Genomic DNA, 14,688 nt, shown 5'->3' on the forward strand with positions numbered 1-14,688 from the left:
GCGAACAGGGGAATCAGGAACCGGTTATTCCCCCTCGCCAGCGAGCAGGGCGGCATTGCCGCCCGCCGCCGTCGTATCAACGCAAAGGTGACGTTCGTGCAGGGCGTGACCGACATCGGGAAGCCCGGTCACCAACGGCAGGATGGCGCCCTTGCGGGAGGCCAGCGCCCGGTTGAAGGCGCGGCCTGTGGCGACATCTCCCCACCAGATCGCCCCGGAGATGCCTTCCAATCCTGCAAGCATCGACGCATCCGGAACACCGCCGGCCGCCAGGGCCTGACCGCCAAGCGCCTCCACCGCGGCGACCTGCGCCGCTTCGGCATCCGGACCCGGCCCCATGCAAAGGAGCGGCGCACGCTGGTACGAGGCGAGCCGGTTCAGCTCCCCGGTCGGGCCGGGCAGAAGCTCTTCCCCGACCATGTTCCCTTCGGAGTAGCCAGCCAGCTTGTGCACCAGCATCTCTTCGGTGACCGGGCCATCCTCCTTGCCCTCCACCGGGGCGGGCGCGGCCCGGAAGCGGTCCAGGTAGTTCGGACCACCGGCCTTGGGCCCCGTGCCCGAAAGGCCCTCACCACCGAAGGGCTGCGAGCCGACGATCGCGCCGATCTGGTTCCGGTTGACGTAGAGGTTGCCCGCGTGAATCGCCTCGGTCACGTCCTGCACGCGGGTGTCGATCCGGGTGTGCAGACCGAATGTCAGGCCGTACCCCGTGGCGTTGATCGCGGCGATGACCTTGGGAAGATCACGCCCCTTGAAGGTCGCGACATGCAGCACCGGGCCGAAAATCTCCCGCTCCATCTGTTCGATCCCGGACACTTTCAGCATCGTGGGCGCGACGAAAGTGCCACCCCCAGGGATCGCCAGCTTGTGCAGCAGCAGGCCGTCCGCCTCTGCGGCGGCGATGTAGTCCGCGATCCCCTTGCGGGCTTCTTCGTCGATCACCGGACCCACGTCGGTGGACAGCAGCCAGGGATTGCCGACCGACAGCTCATCCATCGCGCCGCGGATCATTTCGATCATGTGCGGCGCGATATCCTCCTGAAGGTAGAGGCACCGCAGCGCGGAGCACCGCTGCCCGGCAGACTGGAAGGCCGAGGCAACGATATCGCGCACGGCCTGCTCCGGCAGGGCGGTGCTGTCGACGATCATCGCGTTGAGCCCGCCGGTCTCCGCGATCAGCGGCGCGCCGGGGTCCATCGCCTCCGCCATGGTGCGGCGGATAATCTGCGCGGTTTCGGTGGAGCCGGTGAAGGCCACGCCCTGCACGGTCGCCGCCCCGGTCAGTATGGCACCGACCGCGCCATCACCCGGAAGCAGCTGCAGGGATTCGACCGGCACACCGGCTTCGTGCAGCAGGCGCACGGCCATGGCCGCGGTCAGGCTGGTTTGCTCCGCAGGCTTGGCCAGCACCCCGTTACCCGCCGCAAGCGCCGCCGCGATTTGCCCGGTGAAGATAGCCAGGGGGAAGTTCCACGGGCTGATCGCGGTGAATATCCCACGGGCGGCATCCTCACGACGGGCCCCTTCGGCGGCGTAGAAGCGCAGGAAGTCGACCGCTTCCCGCAGTTCGCCCACGGCGTCCTTCAGGGTCTTGCCCGCCTCCTGGGCAAGGACGGCGAAGAAGGGCCCATAGCTCGCCTCGTAGAGGTCCGCTGCACGTTTCAGTACCTCCGCCCGTTCAGCCGGGGTGACATTCCATGGTGCAGCGGCGGCAACGGCCGCCTCGACGCAGGCCGCATCCGCATCGACCACGCGGGCGATGACAGCGCCATCCGCCGGATTCAGGACATCACGCGCCGCACCCGATGCCTTTCCGGCGACAAGCGGACCTGCATCGGGAATGTCGACTTCGCGCGCGGCCTCGATGGTGGCCAGCATACGGGCATCCGACAGGTCGAACCCGCGGCTGTTCAGCCGGTCCTCCCCGAAGATGCCATCGGGGCGTGCCAGGCCTGCCGGGGCCTTCGCATCAGCCGCCTGGGCGAAGGGATCCAGTGCAATCTCTTCTGGCGTGACTTCCTCATCCACGATCTGGTTCACGAAGGAACTGTTGGCGCCGTTCTCCAGCAGGCGCCGGACCAGGTAGGCCAGCAGGTCCTTGTGCGCACCGACCGGCGCGTAGATCCGGCAGCGGCCCGGGCCTTCCTTTATGACGATGTCATGCAGGCGTTCCCCCATGCCGTGCAGGCGCTGGAATTCGTATTCCACGCCGTCACCGGCCATTTCCAGCACCGCCGCCACGGTATGGGCGTTGTGGGTCGCGAACTGCGGATAGATCCGGTCGGCGTAGCCGATCAGCTTCTTCGCATTGGAAATGTAGCTGACATCCGTCGCAACCTTGGAGGTGAAAAGCGGGAAGTCGGGCAGCCCCTCGACCTGCGCACGCTTCATCTCGGTGTCCCAATAGGCGCCCTTCACCAGTCGCACCATGATGCGACGGTCGTATTTCGCCGCTGTGGAGTAGAGCCAGTCGATCACGGCACCCGCGCGCTTGCCGTAGGCCTGCACCACAACACCGAAGCCATCCCAGCCGGACAGTTGCTCATCCGACAGGACAGCTTCGATGACCTTGAGGGAGATGACCAGGCGGTCCTGCTCCTCGGCGTCGATGTTCAGCCCCATGCCGGCGGCACGGGCCTTGCGCGCCAGGTCCCGGACGACGGGCACCAGCTCCTCCATGACGCGCGCCTCCTGCGCCACCTCGTAACGGGGGTGCAGGGCGGAAAGCTTGATCGAGATGCCGGGATTGTCCTTCACCGAACCCTTGGTGCAGGCCTTGGCGATGGCGTCGATGGCGTCGGCGTAGTCCTTGGCGTAGCGGGCCGCGTCAGCCGCAGTCATCGCAGCCTCGCCCAGCATGTCGTAGCTGTAGGTAAACCCCTGATCCTCGCGCGTTTTCGCACGTTCCATGGCCTTTTCGATGGTCTGCCCCAGAACGAACTGGCGGCCCATTTCCTTCATCGCGCGACCGACGGCGGTTCGGATGACCGGTTCGCCCAGGCGCTTGACCGCGCCCCGCAGGGTTGCCGCCATGCGCGGCCCCTCATCATCCAGAACCCGCCCGGTCAGCATCAGCGCCCAGGTCGAGGCATTGACGAGCGGAGAAGAGGCGCGTCCAACGTGGGAGGACCAGTCGGAAGGCGCGATCTTGTCTTCGATCAGCGCGTCGATAGTCAGCTTGTCGGGCACGCGCAGCATGGCTTCGGCCAGGCACATCAGCGCCACACCTTCACGAGTGGACAGGCCGTATTCCCCCAGGAAGTGCTCCATCAGCGTCGGCTTCTGGCTGCTCCGGATCTTGCGCACCAGGTCGGCCGCCCTGTGGGAAATCATCTCCCGCGCGGCCTTGCTCAGCCCGGCGCGCTCCGACAGGCGCTCGACCAGCGGGGCTTCAGGCGTGAACTTCGACGGCCCTTCCAGGGCGTCGAAACGAGGGGCATTGGATTGGTCCTGCATGGCACTCTCCCGATGGATGCCGGCCAGATGGCCGTTGGTCGGTGTCTAACAATTTCCTTCTGGTCGTTTCGCCCAAACTCGTGCCAAAATGGATACGTTCGCACTTAAATTCAGGGCATATATAGTCGATGAGCACAAACGACCTGGATCAGACAGACCGAAAGATATTGCGTGAGCTCACCGCGAACGCGCGGATCTCCGTGGCGGAGCTTGCACGCAAGGTCGGGCTTTCGAAAACCCCCGTCGCGGCACGCCTGAAAGCGCTGGAGGAAACAGGGGTGATCACTGGTTACCGTGCCACGCTGTCCCCCCGAAAACTGGGGCTCACCCATGTCAGCTTCGTCGAGGTTCGCCTCGACGATACGCGCCAAAAGGCGCTCGAGGCATTCAACGCGGCTGTGCGCAAGGTCCCCGAGATAGAAGAATGCTACATGATTGCAGGGGGATTCGACTACCTGCTGAAGGTGCGTTCACAGGACATGGCCGATTACCGCCGCGTCATGGGAGAAGAAATCAGCGCCATGCCGCATGTCACGGCGACCACGACCTTCGTATCGATGGAGGCCGTGGTGGAGGGCAGCAGCCCGACCCTGTGATCGGGGGCCCTTGTTGATCACACCGCACCGTCGCCATGGCCCAACCCGAAATCAAGCAGGGCCGGCAATCGGAGGCGTGCTGAGAAACCGGGGCGCAAGCGTGCCCTGACGGCGGATTATCGCAACACGCGGCGCAGTTCTGCCTGCAGCTGCTGCAACGGCTTGAGGTAGCGCAGCGGGATCTCCTCCACCGCCGCGTCGCGCACCGGCAGGCCGAGGTTCAGTGCGGCGATCACGCGGTTATGCGCATCCCGGATCGGCACGGCGATGGAGCGCAGGCCGATCTCTACCTCCTGGTCGATCACCTCGAAGCCGCGCGCCCGGACGATGGCAAGCCGCGCCATCAGCGCCTCGGGGTCGGTGACCGTGTGCTCTGTCCGCGGGACCAGCGCCATGCGCGACAGCCGAGCGCGGGCTTCCTCCTCCGGCAGGGCGGCCAGCAGGACGCGACCCATCGAGGTGCAGTAAGCGGGCAGGCGGGACCCGGGCATCAGCGCGATGGACATCACCCGGCGCTGCGCGGCACGGGCGACATAGACCACCTCGCCCTCGTCCAGCACCGAGACGGAAGAGCTTTCGCCCAGCTCGTCCGAAAGCTGATCCAGCGAGGGCTGGACGATCTGCGCCAGGGGCAGGGTGGCCAGGCAGGCGGTGCCAAGGCGCAGGACGCGCGGCGTCAGGGTGAAGTACTTTCCATCGTGGGAAGCATAGCCCAGCTCCACCAGCGTCAGCAGGCAGCGGCGCGCGGTGGCGCGGTCGTAGCCGGTCGCCTCCGCCACCTCGGCAATCGATTGCCGCGCATGCTCCGCCGTGAAGCATTCGATCACCCTGAGCCCCTTCGCAAGGCCAGAGATCATGTCCCGCTGGTTCAATGCCATTTCAATGCCACGCCATTCCTGTTTGTGCGATATCCGGACAAAGGTAGCATATCGCACAAATTGCGTGGACGTCGAGGGGGAGGCGGGCGTATGAGTCCCGCCAGCAAAGGAGGATCCGCATGGACAAGAGACTCCCCGGCCTTGTTGAGGCCGTTTCCGGGATCAAGGACGGCGCCACGGTCATGATCGGTGGCTTCGGCGGTTCGGGTAACCCGATCGAACTGATCCACGCCCTGATCGACGCAGGCCCGAAGGACCTGACGATCATCAACAACAACGCGGGCAACGGGAAGATCGGCATCGCCGCATTGATCGACGCGGGCCAGGTGAAGAAGATGATCTGCTCCTTCCCCAAGTCGTCCGACCCCCGCGCCTTTACCGACCGCTACATGGCCGGCGAAATCGAGCTGGAGCTGGTGCCCCAGGGCACCCTGGCCGAACGCATCCGCGCCGGTGGCGCAGGTATCCCCGCCTTCTACACGCCGACCTCCTTCGGGACGGAACTGGCCGAGGGCAAGCCGATCGGTGAATTCGACGGCCGCAAGTACGTGCAGGAACGCTGGCTGAAGGCCGATTTCGCGCTGATCAAGGCCGAGGTCGCCGATACCATGGGCAACCTGACCTACCGCATGGCCGCCCGCAACTTCTCTCCGCTGATGGCAACCGCGGCCACGACGACCATCGTGCAGGCCAGCACGATCGTGGAGCCCGGCGGCATCGACCCCGAGCAGGTGCACACCCCCGGCATCTTCGTGAACCACATCGTCGAAGTGTCCGAGCCCCAGCAGGAAGAAGCCCTGATCCGCGCAGGAGTCGAATATGAGCGAGCTTAAGCTTTCCAACGCCCAGATCGCCTGGCGCGCCGCGCAGGACATCGAGGACGGCGCCTACGTCAACCTCGGCATCGGCTTCCCGGAAATGGTGGCACAGTACACCATCGAGGGACGCACGCCGATCTTCCACACCGAGAACGGCATCCTGAACTTCGGTCAGGCGCCCGCCGCCGGCGAAGAAGACTGGGACCTGATCAATGCCGGCAAGAAGGCCGTGACGCTGAAACCCGGCGCCTCCTTCTTCCACCATGCCGACAGCTTCGCCATGGTGCGCGGCGGCCACCTGGACGTTGCCATCCTGGGCGCGCTGCAGGTCGCGGAAAACGGTGACCTCGCCAACTGGCGCGTCGGCAACAAGGGCGTGCCCGCCGTCGGTGGCGCGATGGACCTGGTGCATGGCGCCAAGCGCGTCGCGGTGCTGACCGACCACGTCACCAAGAAGGGCGAGCCGAAGCTGGTCTCCGAATGCACCTTCCCGCTGACCGGCGTGGGCTGCGTGACCCGCGTCTACACCTCGCTGGCCGTGGTCGACATCGAGGGCGGCAAGTTCATCCTGCGCGAGAAGCTGGCCGGGATGTCCATGGAAGAGCTGCAGTCCCTGACCGGCGCGCCGCTGCACGTCGAAGGCTCCGTCGCGGACCTGGTGGTTCCCGAGCTGTAAGGGCCAGGCAGAGGTGGATTGCATCCACCCTACGAAATCCCCACGGGCGGTGCGCCGCCCGTCGGTCACCCATCGGGGCGGATCGGCATGCGATCGCCCAAGAGGAGGATACCCATGACCGAAGTCTATATCTGCGACTACATCCGCACCCCCATCGGCCGTTTTGGCGGCACCCTGGCCACCGTCCGCGCCGATGACCTGGGCGCGATCCCCCTGAAGGCACTGATGGCGCGCAACGGCTCCGTCGACTGGGAAGCCGTCGACGACGTGATCTACGGCTGCGCCAACCAGGCCGGTGAGGACAACCGCAACGTCGCCCGCATGTCGCTGCTGCTGGCAGGCCTGCCGGTCAGCGTGCCCGGCACCACGATGAACCGCCTCTGCGGGTCCGGCATGGATGCCATCATCACCGCCGCCCGCGCCATCAAGGCAGGCGAGGCCGAGCTGATGATCGCAGGCGGCGTCGAATCGATGTCCCGCGCGCCCTTCGTCATGCCCAAGGCCGAAAGCGCATTTTCCCGCGCCAACGCCGTCTATGACACCACCATCGGCTGGCGCTTCGTCAACCCGCTGATGAAGAAGCAGTACGGCGTGGATTCCATGCCCGAAACCGGTGAAAACGTCGCCGAGGACTTCAACATCTCCCGCGAGGATCAGGACCTCTTCGCCCTGAATTCCCAGAACAAGGCCGCCGCCGCGATCGCTTCCGGGCGTCTGGCGAAGGAGATCACCCCGGTCACCATCAAGCGCCGGAAGCAGGATGACCTGATCTTCGACACCGACGAGCACCCCCGTGCCTCCACCCTGGAAAAGCTGGCCAAGCTGCCGACGCCCTTCCGCGAAGGCGGTTCGGTCACGGCGGGCAATGCCTCTGGCGTGAACGACGGGGCTGCCGCGCTGATCCTGGCCTCTGCAGAAGCGGTGAAGAAGCACGGCCTGACCCCGATCGCCCGCGTGCTGGGCGGGGCCGCCGCAGGCGTGCCGCCGCGCATCATGGGCTTTGGCCCCGCACCCGCATCCAAGAAGCTGATGGCGCGCCTCGGCCTGAAGCAGGAGGACTTCTCGGTCATCGAACTGAACGAGGCCTTCGCCTCCCAGGGTCTCGCAACGCTGCGTGACCTGGGCATCGCCGACGACGACGCGCGCGTGAACCCCAACGGCGGCGCCATCGCCCTGGGTCACCCGCTCGGCATGTCCGGCGCCCGCATCACCGGCACTGCCGCACTGGAACTGAAGTCGGGCGAAAAGTCCCTCTCCACCATGTGCATCGGCGTCGGCCAGGGCATCGCGGTCGCACTTGAAGCGGTCTGATCCGCTCCTTGCCTCGAACAACCAAGGGCGCCTCCCCGGGCGCCCTTTTGGTGTTCGCCCGGGCCTCCTCCAGGGGTGACCCGTGGTGCAAATCCCGTCGCCGCAAGCCCTTCATTCGCCGCTTCAAGCCTTCCCCAAAGCGCCGTCCTGTGGTTTGTGTGAACCCAACGTCAAATCGGAGCACAGCCCATGAAAACGCGCGCCGCCGTGGCTTTCGAAGCCAAGAAACCCCTCGAGATCGTAGAGGTCGACCTGGAAGGCCCCAAGGAAGGCGAGGTCCTGATCGAGATCATGGCCACCGGCATCTGCCACACCGATGCCTACACCCTGGACGGGTTCGACAGCGAAGGGATCTTCCCCTCGATCCTCGGCCACGAAGGCGCCGGCATCATCCGTGCCGTGGGCCCGGGCGTGAAATCGGTCAAGGTCGATGATCACGTCATCCCGCTCTACACGCCGGAATGCCGCCAGTGCAAATCCTGCCTCTCGGGCAAGACCAACCTGTGCACCGCGATCCGCGCCACCCAGGGCAAGGGCCTGATGCCCGACGGCACCTCGCGCTTTTCCTACAAGGGCGAGACGCTGTACCACTACATGGGCTGCTCGACCTTCTCGAACTTCACCGTCCTGCCGGAAATCGCCGTGGCGAAGATCCGGGAAGACGCGCCCTTCGACAAGGCCTGCTACATCGGCTGCGGTGTTTCCACCGGCGTCGGCGCCGTGACCAACACCGCCAAGGTGACCCCCGGCTCCAACGTGATCGTCTTCGGCCTGGGCGGCATCGGCCTGAACGTGCTGCAAGCGGCGCGCATGGTGGGCGCAGACAAGATCATTGGCGTCGACCTGAACGACGGCAAGGAAGAATGGGGCCGCAAGTTCGGCATGACCCATTTCGTGAACCCGTCCAAGGTCGAAGGCGACATCGTCCAGCACCTGGTGGAGCTGACCGACGGCGGCGCCGACTACACCTTCGACTGCACCGGCAACACCGACGTGATGCGCACCGCGCTTGAGGCCTGCCACCGCGGCTGGGGCGTCTCCACCGTGATCGGCGTGGCGGAAGCGGGCAAGGAAATCTCCACCCGTCCGTTCCAGCTGGTCACCGGCCGCGTCTGGCAGGGCTCCGCCTTCGGCGGCGTGAAGGGCCGCACCGGGGTCCCGAAAATCGTCGACTGGTACATGGGCGGCAAGATCGAGATCGACCCGATGATCACCCACGTGCTGTCGCTTGAAGAAATCAACAAGGGCTTCGACCTGATGCACGCAGGCGAGTCCATCCGGAGCGTCGTGGTCTTCTAAAATGGAAATTCTCAGCACCAACCGCGCCTTTGGCGGCACCCAGGGCGTCTACAAGCATGCCTCCACCTCCACCGGGACGGAAATGACCTTCTCCGTCTACGTCCCGGACCATGCGGAGGGCGAAAAGCTCCCCGTGCTCTGGTACCTGTCGGGCCTCACCTGCACCCATGCCAATGTGACCGAGAAGGGTGAATTCCGCGCCCATTGCGCGAAGCACGGCATCATCTTCGTCGCCCCCGACACCTCGCCCCGCGGCGAAGACGTGCCGGACGACCCCGAGGGCGCCTATGACTTCGGCCTTGGTGCCGGGTTCTACGTCAACGCCACGCAGGAGCCCTTTGCCAAGCACTACCGGATGCGCGACTACATCGAAAAGGAACTGCCGGCGCTGATTGCGGCGGAATTCCCGGCAGACATGTCGCGCCAGGGCATCATGGGCCACTCCATGGGCGGTCACGGCGCGCTGACCATCGGCCTGCGCAATACCGAGACCTACAAGTCGATCTCGGCCTTTGCGCCCATCGTCTCTCCGCTCAACTGTGCCTGGGGCGAAAAGGCCCTGACGGGCTACATCGGCGAGGATCGCGCGGCCTGGCGTGAGTACGACGCCTGCGCACTGATCGAAGATGGCGCACGTCAGCCCACCGGGCTGCTGATCGACCAGGGCACCGCCGATGGCTTCCTGGATGATCAGCTGAAATCGGTGCTGCTGGAAATCGCCTGCCGGTCCACCGGCCAGGTCTTCGAGATGCGCATGCAGGAGGGGTATGACCACTCCTACTACTTCATCTCCACCTTCATGGGCGACCATATCGACTGGCACGCCGCCCGTCTGAAGTGACGATCAGGGGCGGCTGGGCTTTCCCAGCCGCTCCAGCCCCGCGCTGCAGAAGTCGATCAGCAGGTTGTAGCTTTTCTCCAGGTCATCGACACCGGGTGCATCGGTGCTGTCCGGCAGGACCGGGCGCCGCGTCCTTTCGGTCAGGCAGCGCTGCATCGCGGCCAGCACGAAACCGAGGCCGATCTTGATGTCCTCCTCGTTCCAGCCCGGCATGGCATCGCGCATGGCATTGAAGAAGACCTCCAGCGTCGGATCGAAGTGATCGTCGATCAGCACGCGGAACTTCCTCTCGTGCGACAGGAAGCTCAGCATGGCGACGTAGTTGAATTGCCCTCGATCTCCGGACAGCACCATGTCCACCAGCGGCCCGATATAGGCCCGCAGGATCGCCGAAAGGTCCGGCTTCCCGTCCGCGGGGATTTCCTGCAGCCGGGCCAGGCGGGTCCGGCTCAACTCCTCCGACCGCCGCAGCACGACCTCGGTATAAAGGTTTTCCTTGGAGGAGAAGTAGTATTTCACCAGGGCCAGGTTGACCTCTGCCTCCGTGGTGATGCTGCGAAGCGAGACCCCTTCATAGGGCGCCTGGGCAAAGGCCGCCTCGGCCGCATCCAGGATCCGCAGGCGCGTAACCTCACCGTCCGAACGGCGCGTGCGTCCTGCCGCACCCTCGGAAGGAGAGCCGGACTCCCCCTTGCTATCGTCGTCGCCCATTTGCCTACCTCAACATTGAAATAGGGCCGGCGCCCGGGAATGACGTCAGCCCAACTAGATATCGCGACAAGATTGGTTTCAGGATGCGCGCAATTGGCGACAGGGATCGGGACATCCCATTGGCCGGCGCATCACCATGCTTGCAAACTCGGTGGAGTTTTATAATCAGCGCGGAGACCGCTTTGCAAGGATACGTTGCAAAGTACGCCTGTGCATGTTCAGGCGGCGCGCAGTTTCCGAGACATTGCGATCACAAAGCTCGTAAACACGCTGGATATGCTCCCATCGGACGCGATCCGCGCTCATCGGATTTTCAGGCGGCGGCGGCAGGGCGTCATCGCTCGCCAGCAGCGCATTGACGATGTCCGTCGCATCGGCGGGCTTGGCAAGATAGTCCGTTGCACCGACCTTCACGGCCGCAACCGCCGTCGCGATCGCACCGTATCCCGTCAGGACGACAATCCGGCAATCGGGGCGCTTTTCCCGAAGGACCTCCACGACGTCGAGGCCATTGCCATCCTCAAGCCGCAGATCGCAGACCGCATAGGCCGGCGGCCGGGAGGAGACGATGGCCTTGCCCGCCGCAACGGTTTCCGCCGTCTCGACTTCGAAGCCACGCTTTTCCATCGCCTTGGCAAGGCGTTTCAGGAAGGGCTCATCATCATCCAGCAGAAGCAGGGATCGGTCTTCGCCAATCTCGCGCAGTTCCGTCATCTCTATTCGTCCCGTAAAGGTGACCCGAGGCGGGCTTCCGCGCGCCTCAGACAGTAATAGGGCCCCGAGTCCAAGCCGTCAAACCGGCGCGGATCATTTTGTCGCACGGGTGAGGCGCCAAGGCCCCGGTTTTGCTATATCATTCGCCATCTGGCCCCACGCGGGACGGGTCGCCACCCCTGCGACAGCCCTGCCTGCACGGCCGATTGCCATGCCCGCCGGCGCCCCCTATCACTCTCGCAGCACATGTTCAGACGGACCGGGGATACATGGCACAACAGGACAGCCAGACAGCGGAAACCGACCTCTACGCGCAGCAGACACATGCGCGCGGCAACTGGATCCGTCTTCGGACGCTGATCCTGTTGCGGTGGATGGCCATCACCGGCCAGTTCTCCGCCCTGATCGTCGCGGCCCAGATCTACCACCTGGATCTGGAATACGGCGCCTGTCTCTTCGTCGTCGGCCTTTCGGTCATCGCCAACCTGATCACCGGATTCGTCTTCCCGGAAAACAAGCGCCTGAACGAGGTCGAAAACCTCGCCATGGTGCTTTTCGACCTGCTGCAGCTCAGCGCGCTGCTCTATCTGACCGGTGGCCTGAACAACCCGTTCTCGATCCTCATCGTGGGGCCCGCCACCGTTTCCGCCCTGGCGCTCTCTGCCCGGCTGACGCTCTTCGTCGGCTCGACCGCGATCGTCGTGGTTACCCTTCTGGCGGAATTCCATCTGCCCCTGACAACCGCAGACGGGCGCAGCCTGGAAATCGCGCAGATCTTCCTGTTCGGCAACTGGCTGGCCATCGTGATCGCGGTACTCTTCCTCGGCGTGTATTCCCGCTGGATCGTGAACGAGATGCATTCCATGTCCGACGCGCTGCAGGCCACGCAGATGGCCCTGGCGCGGGAACAGAAACTGACCGACCTCGGCGGTGTCGTCGCGGCGGCCGCGCATGAACTGGGCACGCCGCTGGCCACCATCAAGCTTACCTCTTCGGAACTGATGGACGAACTCTCCGACGCGCCCGATCTGGCCGAAGATGCACAGTTGATCAGGGATCAAGCCGACAGATGCCGCGACATCCTGCGCTCCATGGGCCGGGCGGGGAAGGACGATCTGCAGATGCGCCAGGCGCCCCTTTCCACGGTGGTGGAAGAGGCAGCGGAACCGCATATCGACCGCGGCAAGACCATCCTGTTCCAGCATGGCGACGGCAGCACGCCGCCACCGTCGATCCTGCGCCGTCCGGAGCTGATCCATGGCCTGCGCAACCTGATCCAGAACGCGGTCGATTTTGCCAAACGGGACGTCCGGGTGGAAACGCGCTGGACGGATCAGACCATCTCGGTCCGGATCATGGACGACGGCCGCGGCTTCAGCGCCACCGACCTCGGCCGCATCGGGGACCCGTTCATGCGCCGCCGCTGGTCTTTCTCCGAAGGGAACGAGCGTCCCGGCTACGAAGGCATGGGGCTTGGCCTTTTCATCGCCAAGACCCTGTTGGAACGCACCGGGGCCGAGCTCATCTTCGCCAACGGCCCGGAAACCAGCGAAACCCGCACCCGGCCCGGCCACCCCGGCATTTCCGGCGCCATTGTCGAAGTCACATGGCCGCGTCGCGCCATCGACGCGCGAACCGGCGAAAACGCCCTGCTGCCCGGGAAGAACCGGCCCTTTTCCTGAAAGGCGCCGGTGGCCCGGCACGGGGTCGCGCATGGGGCAGCGAAGTTCACTCCTCACCGGACCAGCTTAAGAGATTTTTTACGTTTCATTCACCATCCTTGCCTCAACGGGGCCGGAGGATGAAATGACGCTACTCAACGCCATATCCATCGATGATCTTACCAGGTCGGAGCTTTTCCAGGCGCTTGTCCTGAGCGTGCTCCTGTCCTTCGGTGCGCTCGCGACCTTTTCCGCGTTTCAGCGGCGTGGCCTGCGGTCGGGACGGCCCGAGGCAGGGCAGGGGGCGCTCGACCGGATCCGCTTCGTCCTGCAGGATGAAACCCTGACCGAGGCGCCCGCCCCCTGGCGGGATCTGATCTCCGAAGGCGGCGAAGGATCGGACTGGGCACGCCTTCACAGGTTGCTTTCCCTGCGCTTTCCGTCGATCCCCGATCGGCCCTGGCTCAACGATCGCGGCACGCTGCGGCTGGTGACCGACGCCGAAGATGATCCGGCAAGCCTGGTGCTGCGCCAAAGGGGCAACACGCTTGTCCTCACCCTAGAAGAACGCTGCCCCGGATCGCAGACCGATCGGTACCGCGCCCTTGCCATGGCCCGCAGGGCCCATCGGCTGCAGGACCGGGTCGAAAACCTGCCGATCGCGTCGTGGGCGATATCGGACGGCCGCATCAGCAGCGCCAACGCAGCCTTTCGTCAGATCGAAACCCAGTTCGCCGCATCGAACGAAGCCCTCGCCCCCCTGCTGCGCAGCGCGGACCTGTCGGAAGAGCGCCCGACCTTCAGCTACCGGGCGATGCTGCCTGCCCAGGGAAAACACCCGGAAAGCTGGATCGATGTCTTCGCCCGCAGGGTGGACGGGGCCTGGCAATGCACCGCGCAGGATGTCACCGCCCTGGTGAAGGCCGAGAAGGCGCAGCGCAACTTCGTCCAGACGCTGACCAAGACCTTTGCCCAGCTGTCGACGGGGCTGGCCATATTCGACCGCGACCGGCAGCTGATCCTGTTCAATCCGGCCCTCCTTGACCTGACCCAGCTGTCGCCCGAATTCCTCAGCTCCCGCCCCGCACTGTCGCACTTCTTCGACAACCTGCGCGATCTCCGCATCATGCCGGAGCCAAAGAACTACGCCAGCTGGCGCGAACAGATCAACGAACTGGTCAGCGCGGCTGCCGATGGCCGCTACCACGAAACCTGGAGCCTTCCATCCGGCGCCACATACCGCGTGACCGGGCGCCCGCATCCCAACGGCGCTGTCGCCTTCCTGTTCGAGGACATAACCGACCAGATTTCCATGACCCGCCGCTTCCGGCAGCAACTGTCGCTTTCCCAAAGCGTTCTGGATGCCTTCACCGATGCCATCGCCATCTTCGACAGCGACGGCATGATGAGCCATTGCAACAGCGCCTATCGGCGTTTCTTCCACATCCCGGCGGACGCAGACCTTGGCGCCGTCAACGCGATAGATGCACAGCGCCTCTGGTCGGCGCATGCGATCTCTCCCTTCGGGCTGGACGATATGCTGACCCAGCTGGTCATGCGCCAGGACAGCACGCCATCACTGCACCAGCTGGAGCTCAAGGACAGGGGCGAAGTCTGCTGCACCGTGCTGCCCTTGCCCGGTGGGGCCCGCATGGTCAGCTTCGGCAGCGGCGCCCACGAGGCGCCTCCGCTGCGGCAGGCGCACCACGCCTGACAGGCACCGCTCC

Annotated in this window: 12 protein-coding genes; 8 read left to right on the plus strand and 4 right to left on the minus strand. The window is 65.0% G+C overall.

Annotation, left to right across the window (positions count from 1 at the left end; translation table 11 throughout):
• Window positions 1-24: 24 nt before the first annotated feature.
• Window positions 25-3,456: a bifunctional proline dehydrogenase/L-glutamate gamma-semialdehyde dehydrogenase PutA gene (putA, locus tag AC2IR1_RS00735; RefSeq protein WP_486474372.1), complete on the minus strand. Its 3,432-nt coding sequence runs from the start codon at window positions 3,454-3,456 to the stop codon at window positions 25-27.
• Between the two features lie 128 nt (window positions 3,457-3,584).
• On the opposite strand from putA, the gene AC2IR1_RS00740 reads away from it, so the two are divergent.
• On the plus strand, window positions 3,585-4,052 hold the full coding sequence (locus AC2IR1_RS00740) for an Lrp/AsnC family transcriptional regulator (protein ID WP_486474373.1): 468 nt from the start codon (window positions 3,585-3,587) through the stop codon (window positions 4,050-4,052).
• A 116-nt stretch (window positions 4,053-4,168) separates the two neighbouring features.
• Here the strand turns inward: AC2IR1_RS00740 and AC2IR1_RS00745 are convergent, their stop codons facing one another.
• Window positions 4,169-4,930, minus strand: coding sequence for an IclR family transcriptional regulator domain-containing protein (locus AC2IR1_RS00745; RefSeq protein WP_486474374.1), 762 nt, complete (start codon window positions 4,928-4,930; stop codon window positions 4,169-4,171).
• A 119-nt stretch (window positions 4,931-5,049) separates the two neighbouring features.
• On the opposite strand from AC2IR1_RS00745, the gene AC2IR1_RS00750 reads away from it, so the two are divergent.
• From AC2IR1_RS00750 to fghA, 5 genes are all read left to right on the plus strand, one after another.
• Window positions 5,050-5,763 carry a 3-oxoacid CoA-transferase subunit A gene (locus AC2IR1_RS00750; protein WP_486474375.1) on the plus strand — a complete coding sequence of 238 codons (714 nt, stop codon included), beginning with the start codon at window positions 5,050-5,052 and terminating at the stop codon, window positions 5,761-5,763.
• Window positions 5,750-6,424 carry a 3-oxoacid CoA-transferase subunit B gene (locus tag AC2IR1_RS00755; RefSeq protein WP_486474376.1) on the plus strand — a complete coding sequence of 225 codons (675 nt, stop codon included), beginning with the start codon at window positions 5,750-5,752 and terminating at the stop codon, window positions 6,422-6,424. The genes AC2IR1_RS00750 and AC2IR1_RS00755 overlap by 14 nt, the downstream gene beginning before the upstream one ends.
• Before the next feature lie 114 nt (window positions 6,425-6,538).
• Window positions 6,539-7,735 carry a 3-oxoadipyl-CoA thiolase gene (pcaF, locus tag AC2IR1_RS00760; RefSeq protein WP_486474377.1) on the plus strand — a complete coding sequence of 399 codons (1,197 nt, stop codon included), beginning with the start codon at window positions 6,539-6,541 and terminating at the stop codon, window positions 7,733-7,735.
• Window positions 7,736-7,924: 189 nt separating this feature from the next.
• Window positions 7,925-9,034, plus strand: a complete 1,110-nt coding sequence (locus AC2IR1_RS00765; RefSeq protein ID WP_486474378.1) for an S-(hydroxymethyl)glutathione dehydrogenase/class III alcohol dehydrogenase — start codon at window positions 7,925-7,927, stop codon at window positions 9,032-9,034.
• A 1-nt stretch (window position 9,035) separates the two neighbouring features.
• Complete coding sequence (fghA, locus tag AC2IR1_RS00770) at window positions 9,036-9,875, plus strand: S-formylglutathione hydrolase (RefSeq protein ID WP_486474379.1); 840 nt, start codon at window positions 9,036-9,038, stop codon at window positions 9,873-9,875.
• A gap of 3 nt (window positions 9,876-9,878) precedes the next feature.
• Here the strand turns inward: fghA and AC2IR1_RS00775 are convergent, their stop codons facing one another.
• Together AC2IR1_RS00775 and AC2IR1_RS00780 are read right to left on the minus strand one after the other, a co-directional pair.
• Window positions 9,879-10,586, minus strand: a complete 708-nt coding sequence (locus AC2IR1_RS00775) for a TetR/AcrR family transcriptional regulator (RefSeq protein ID WP_486474380.1) — start codon at window positions 10,584-10,586, stop codon at window positions 9,879-9,881.
• A 165-nt stretch (window positions 10,587-10,751) separates the two neighbouring features.
• Window positions 10,752-11,300 carry an ActR/PrrA/RegA family redox response regulator transcription factor gene (locus AC2IR1_RS00780; RefSeq protein ID WP_486474381.1) on the minus strand — a complete coding sequence of 183 codons (549 nt, stop codon included), beginning with the start codon at window positions 11,298-11,300 and terminating at the stop codon, window positions 10,752-10,754.
• Window positions 11,301-11,569: 269 nt separating this feature from the next.
• On the opposite strand from AC2IR1_RS00780, the gene regB reads away from it, so the two are divergent.
• Window positions 11,570-12,982, plus strand: coding sequence for a sensor histidine kinase RegB (regB, locus tag AC2IR1_RS00785; RefSeq protein ID WP_486474382.1), 1,413 nt, complete (start codon window positions 11,570-11,572; stop codon window positions 12,980-12,982).
• 124 nt (window positions 12,983-13,106) lie between these two features.
• Entirely contained in the window at window positions 13,107-14,675 is a 1,569-nt protein-coding gene (locus AC2IR1_RS00790) for a PAS-domain containing protein (protein ID WP_486474383.1), read from the plus strand.
• The last annotated feature ends 13 nt before the right edge of the window (window positions 14,676-14,688 follow it).

It is taken from the genome of Pseudooceanicola sp. NS-SX8, from assembly GCF_057380755.1.

Excerpts from the sequence above, each read along its gene's own strand:
- putA (WP_486474372.1), bottom strand. The coding sequence starts at position 3,456 with ATGCAGGACCAATCCAATGCCCCTCGTTTCGACGCCCTGGAAGGGCCG.
- AC2IR1_RS00740 (WP_486474373.1), top strand. The coding sequence starts at position 3,585 with ATGAGCACAAACGACCTGGATCAGACAGACCGAAAGATATTGCGTGAG.
- AC2IR1_RS00745 (WP_486474374.1), bottom strand. The coding sequence starts at position 4,930 with ATGGCATTGAACCAGCGGGACATGATCTCTGGCCTTGCGAAGGGGCTC.
- AC2IR1_RS00750 (WP_486474375.1), top strand. The coding sequence starts at position 5,050 with ATGGACAAGAGACTCCCCGGCCTTGTTGAGGCCGTTTCCGGGATCAAG.
- AC2IR1_RS00755 (WP_486474376.1), top strand. The coding sequence starts at position 5,750 with ATGAGCGAGCTTAAGCTTTCCAACGCCCAGATCGCCTGGCGCGCCGCG.
- pcaF (WP_486474377.1), top strand. The coding sequence starts at position 6,539 with ATGACCGAAGTCTATATCTGCGACTACATCCGCACCCCCATCGGCCGT.
- AC2IR1_RS00765 (WP_486474378.1), top strand. The coding sequence starts at position 7,925 with ATGAAAACGCGCGCCGCCGTGGCTTTCGAAGCCAAGAAACCCCTCGAG.
- fghA (WP_486474379.1), top strand. The coding sequence starts at position 9,036 with ATGGAAATTCTCAGCACCAACCGCGCCTTTGGCGGCACCCAGGGCGTC.
- AC2IR1_RS00775 (WP_486474380.1), bottom strand. The coding sequence starts at position 10,586 with ATGGGCGACGACGATAGCAAGGGGGAGTCCGGCTCTCCTTCCGAGGGT.
- AC2IR1_RS00780 (WP_486474381.1), bottom strand. The coding sequence starts at position 11,300 with ATGACGGAACTGCGCGAGATTGGCGAAGACCGATCCCTGCTTCTGCTG.
- regB (WP_486474382.1), top strand. The coding sequence starts at position 11,570 with ATGGCACAACAGGACAGCCAGACAGCGGAAACCGACCTCTACGCGCAG.
- AC2IR1_RS00790 (WP_486474383.1), top strand. The coding sequence starts at position 13,107 with ATGACGCTACTCAACGCCATATCCATCGATGATCTTACCAGGTCGGAG.